This window comes from Streptosporangium sp. NPDC002721 (assembly GCF_042888905.1).
In the GTDB taxonomy this organism is placed as follows: domain Bacteria; phylum Actinomycetota; class Actinomycetes; order Streptosporangiales; family Streptosporangiaceae; genus Streptosporangium.
In genome coordinates this window covers 1-4,216 of sequence record NZ_JBIAQI010000084.1, presented here as the reverse complement: position 1 = coordinate 4,216, position 4,216 = coordinate 1, and the positions used below count along the sequence as shown (strand labels likewise).

1 protein-coding gene is annotated in these 4,216 nt (G+C 74.8%); it reads left to right on the top strand.

Going from position 1 to position 4,216, the window contains the following annotated elements; translation table 11 throughout:
- The coding region (locus ACFYWM_RS44630; protein WP_389927958.1) for an SDR family NAD(P)-dependent oxidoreductase at positions 1-4,216 on the top strand (4,216 nt) is incomplete at both ends.

Genomic DNA, 4,216 nt, shown 5'->3' with positions numbered 1-4,216 from the left:
GCGTTCGTCCACGGCGTCGACGTCGACTGGAGTCCGGCGTTCGGCGACGCGCGACCGGACCTGGACGCCGACCTGCCCACCTACCCCTTCCAGAGAAAGCACTACTGGCTGGACGCACCGCCCCCGGCGGCCGACGCGCACGGCCTCGGTCTCGTGCCCGACGAGCATCCCCTGCTCGGCGCCTTTCTCGACGGCGCGGACGAGGACGGCCTGGTGTGGACGGGCAGGGTGTCGCTGGAGACCCACCCCTGGCTGGCCGGTCACGCCGTACGGGAAACCGTGCTGATGCCCGGTGCGGCGTTCGCCGAACTCGCCGTTCACGCCTGCGCGCACACCGGGCTCGGCCAGGTGGAGGAACTGACCTTGGAGGCGCCGCTGGTCCTCCCCGAGCGCGGAGGCGTGCGCCTCCGCGTCGTCGCCGGTGCCGGAGACGCGGCGGGCGTCCGGCCGGTGCACGTCTCCTCGCGACAGGATGGCTCCGACACCTGGACCAGGCACGCGAGCGGCCTGCTCGGCCCGGCCACCACGGACGGGTCGGCGGCGAACAGGCCGGTGGACGACGACCCGCGGCAAACGGTCGCGGACGGCTCGATGGGCGACCCGCGGCGACCGGCTGCGGGCGGGACGGTGTGGCCGCCCGCCGGTGCCGAGCCGATGGACGTCCGCGACCGCTACGACCGGCTCGCCGAGCAGGGGTACGCCTACGGGCCCGCGTTCCAGGGGCTGCGCGCGGCCTGGCGGCACGGCGGCGACATCTACGCCGAGGTGGCCCTGCCGCCCGCCGGCCAGGACGACGCTGCCCGGTTCGGCATCCACCCGGCACTGCTCGACGCCACCCTGCACGCCCGCGAGATGCGCGCGGGCGACGGCGAGGTCCTGCTGCCGTTCGCCTGGACCGGGATCCGGCTGCACGCCCGCGCCGCGACCACCCTGCGCGTACGGCTCACCCCCACCGGCACGGACGCCTTCCGCGTCGAGGCGGCCGACGAGCAGGGCCGGCCCGTCATCGAGGTCGACTCCCTCACCGTGCGTCCCGTCCCGGTGAGGCGGCTCACCGGCCGTCCTGTCGCGTCCCTGTTCACCGTCGACTGGACCCCGGCGCGGGACGGCAGGCCCGTCACCCCGCTCGTCCCGCACCCTGACCTCGCCACCGTTCCGGAGCCCGTACCCGACACAGTGCTCGTGGAGGCGCCCCGGGAGGCCGGTCCGGACGAGGCGGCCCGGTGGGCGCTGCGGACCGTCCGGCGGTGGCTCGCCGAGGAGCGGTTCGCCTCCGCCCGGCTGGTGGTGGTCACCCGGGGCGCGGTCGGTACCGGCACCCCGGGGGAGACCGTCGCCCCCGGCCACGCGCCCGTGTGGGGGCTGTTCCGCTCCGCCCAGTCCGAGCACCCCGGCCGCTTCGTCCTGGTGGACCTGGGAGACGGCGACCAGCCGGTCCTCGTACCCGACGAGCCGCAGGTGGCCGTGCGCGGAGGCCGGGCGCTCGTCCCCCGGCTGGCCAGGACCGGCCCCGCGACCGGCGCCGGCCTGCCGCGCCTGGACGGCACCGTCCTGATCACCGGCGGCACCGGGACCCTCGGCGGCCAGATCGCCCGCCACCTCGTACGCGAGCACGACGTCCGGCGGCTGCTCCTGCTCGGCCGCCTCGGACCCGCCGCCCCCGGGGCCTCGGAGCTCGTGACCGAGCTGCGCGGGCTGGGCGCCGACGTGACCGTGACCGCCTGTGACGCGGCCGACCGCGACGCGCTCGCCACGGTCCTCGACCGGACCCTCGACCTGGTGGCCGTCGTGCACGCCGCCGCCGTCCTGGACGACGGGATCGTCGAGTCGCTGGACCCCACCCGCCTCGACGCCGTCATGCGCCCCAAGGCGTACGCCGCGCTGAACCTGCACAAGCTCACCCTCGGGCGGGACCTCGGCGCGTTCGTGCTGTTCTCCTCGCTCTCGGGGGTCCTGGGCGCGCCCGGCCAGGCCGGATACGCCGCCGCCAACGCCTACGTCGACGCCCTCGCCCAGCACCGCCGCGCCCTGGGACTGCCCGCCGTCTCCCTGGCCTGGGGGGCGTGGGAGCAGCGCAGCGCGCTCACCGGTGACCTCGACGACACCGAGGTCACCTGGTGGACCGAGAACGGCGTCACCCGGATGCCGACCGAGGAAGGTCTCGAACTCTTCGACGCCGCCCTCGCCGTCGGCGCGCCGCTGCTCGTCCCCGCGCGCCTGGATCCTCGCGAGGCAAGCCGCCCGGCCGACGCCCCGCTCCCGCCGCCGCCGCTCAGGAGCCTCGTCCGCGCCCCCGTGCGCCGGGCCGCCGACGCCGCACCGGCGCTCGCCGAGCTCGCGGAGCTCGGCGAGCGGGAGCTGCTCGACCTGGTGCGGGCCCAGGTGGCCGACGTCCTCGGCTACGCCGATCCGAGCCAGGTGGAGACCGGCACCGCGTTCAAGGACCTCGGCTTCGACTCCCTGCTCGCGGTGCGGATGCGCAACCGGCTGAACCAGGTGACCGGGCTGCGGCTGCCCGCCACCATCGTGTTCGACCACCCGACGCCCGAGGCCCTCGCCAGGTACCTCGGGGCGGGCAGGCCCGAACCCCGCGAGGCCCCTCGCCCCGTCCCGTCCGGCGAACCCGTCGCGATCGTGGGGATGGCCTGCCGTTTCCCCGGCGGGGTGCGTTCGCCGGAGGACCTGTGGCGGCTGGTCGCCGAGGGCGGGGACGCCATCGGAGACTTCCCCACCGACCGGGGCTGGCAGGCCGTCTACCACCCCGATCCCGACCATCGGGGCACCAGCTACGCGCGCTCCGGCGGTTTCCTCCACGACGCCGGGGAGTTCGACGCGGAGTTCTTCGGGATCTCCCCGCGTGAGGCGCTGGCGATGGATCCGCAGCAGCGGTTGCTGCTGGAGACCTCGTGGGAGGCGATCGAGCGTGCCGGGATCGACCCTTCGTCGTTGCGCGGCAGCCAGACCGGTGTCTTCGCCGGTGTGATGTACCACGACTACGTCACGGACCCGCGGGCCCTGCCCGAGGAGCTTGAGGGCCACCTGCTCTCCGGCAACGTCGGCAGCATCGCCACCGGCCGGGTCGCCTACACCTTCGGCCTGGAGGGCCCGGCGATCACGGTGGACACGGCCTGCTCGACCTCGCTCGTCGCGCTTCACCTCGCCGCCGCCTCGCTGCGCCAGGGCGAGTGCTCGCTCGCCCTCGTCGGCGGCGTCACCGTGATGCCCACGCCCACCCCGTTCATCGAGTTCAGCCGCCAGCGCGGCCTCGCCCCCGACGGCCGGTGCAAGCCGTTCTCCGTCGCCGCCGACGGCACCGGCTGGTCGGAGGGGGCGGGGGTGCTCGTCGTCGAACGCCTCTCCGACGCGCTGCGCAACGGTCATCGGGTGCTGGCGGTGGTACGGGGTTCGGCGGTGAACCAGGACGGGGCGTCGAACGGGCTGACCGCCCCGAACGGCCTGGCACAGGAGCGGGTGGTACGGCAGGCGCTGGCCAACGCGGGACTGACGGCCTCGGAGGTGGACGCGGTCGAGGCGCACGGGACCGGGACCACGTTGGGTGATCCGATCGAGGCGCAGGCGCTGATGGCCGCCTACGGATCGGGCCGGGAGCGTCCGCTGTGGCTGGGGTCGGTGAAGTCGAACATCGGTCATACGCAGGCGGCCGCTGGGGTGGCCGGTGTGATCAAGATGGTGATGGCGATGCGGCATGGGGTGTTGCCGCGGACGTTGCACGCGGAGGAGCCGTCGCCGCACGTGGACTGGTCCTCGGGTGCGGTGTCGTTGCTGACCGAGGCACGGGAGTGGCCCGGAGCCGACCGTCCCCGGCGGGCCGGGGTCTCCTCCTTCGGCGCCAGCGGGACGAACGCGCATGTGGTGTTGGAGCAGGGGCCGGTGGCCGAGGTTCCGGAGGCTCCTGAGGGTTCTGGGGAGGTCGGTCCGGTGCCGTTGGTGGTGTCGGGTCGGTCGGTGGGTGCGGTGGGGGAGTTGGTGGGGGCGGTTCGGGGTCGGGTGGTGTCGGCGGGGGCTGGGCGGGTGTTGGCCGAAGGTCGGGCGCGGTTTGAGCATCGTGGGGTGGTGGTGGGTGCTCAGGTGGTTCAGGGCCGGGTTCTCAGCGGTGCTGGTGGTGGGGTGTTTGTTTTTCCGGGTCAGGGGTCGCAGTGGGTGGGGATGGGTGCGGGGTTGCTGGAGTCCTCGCCGGTGTTCGCGCGGCGGTTCG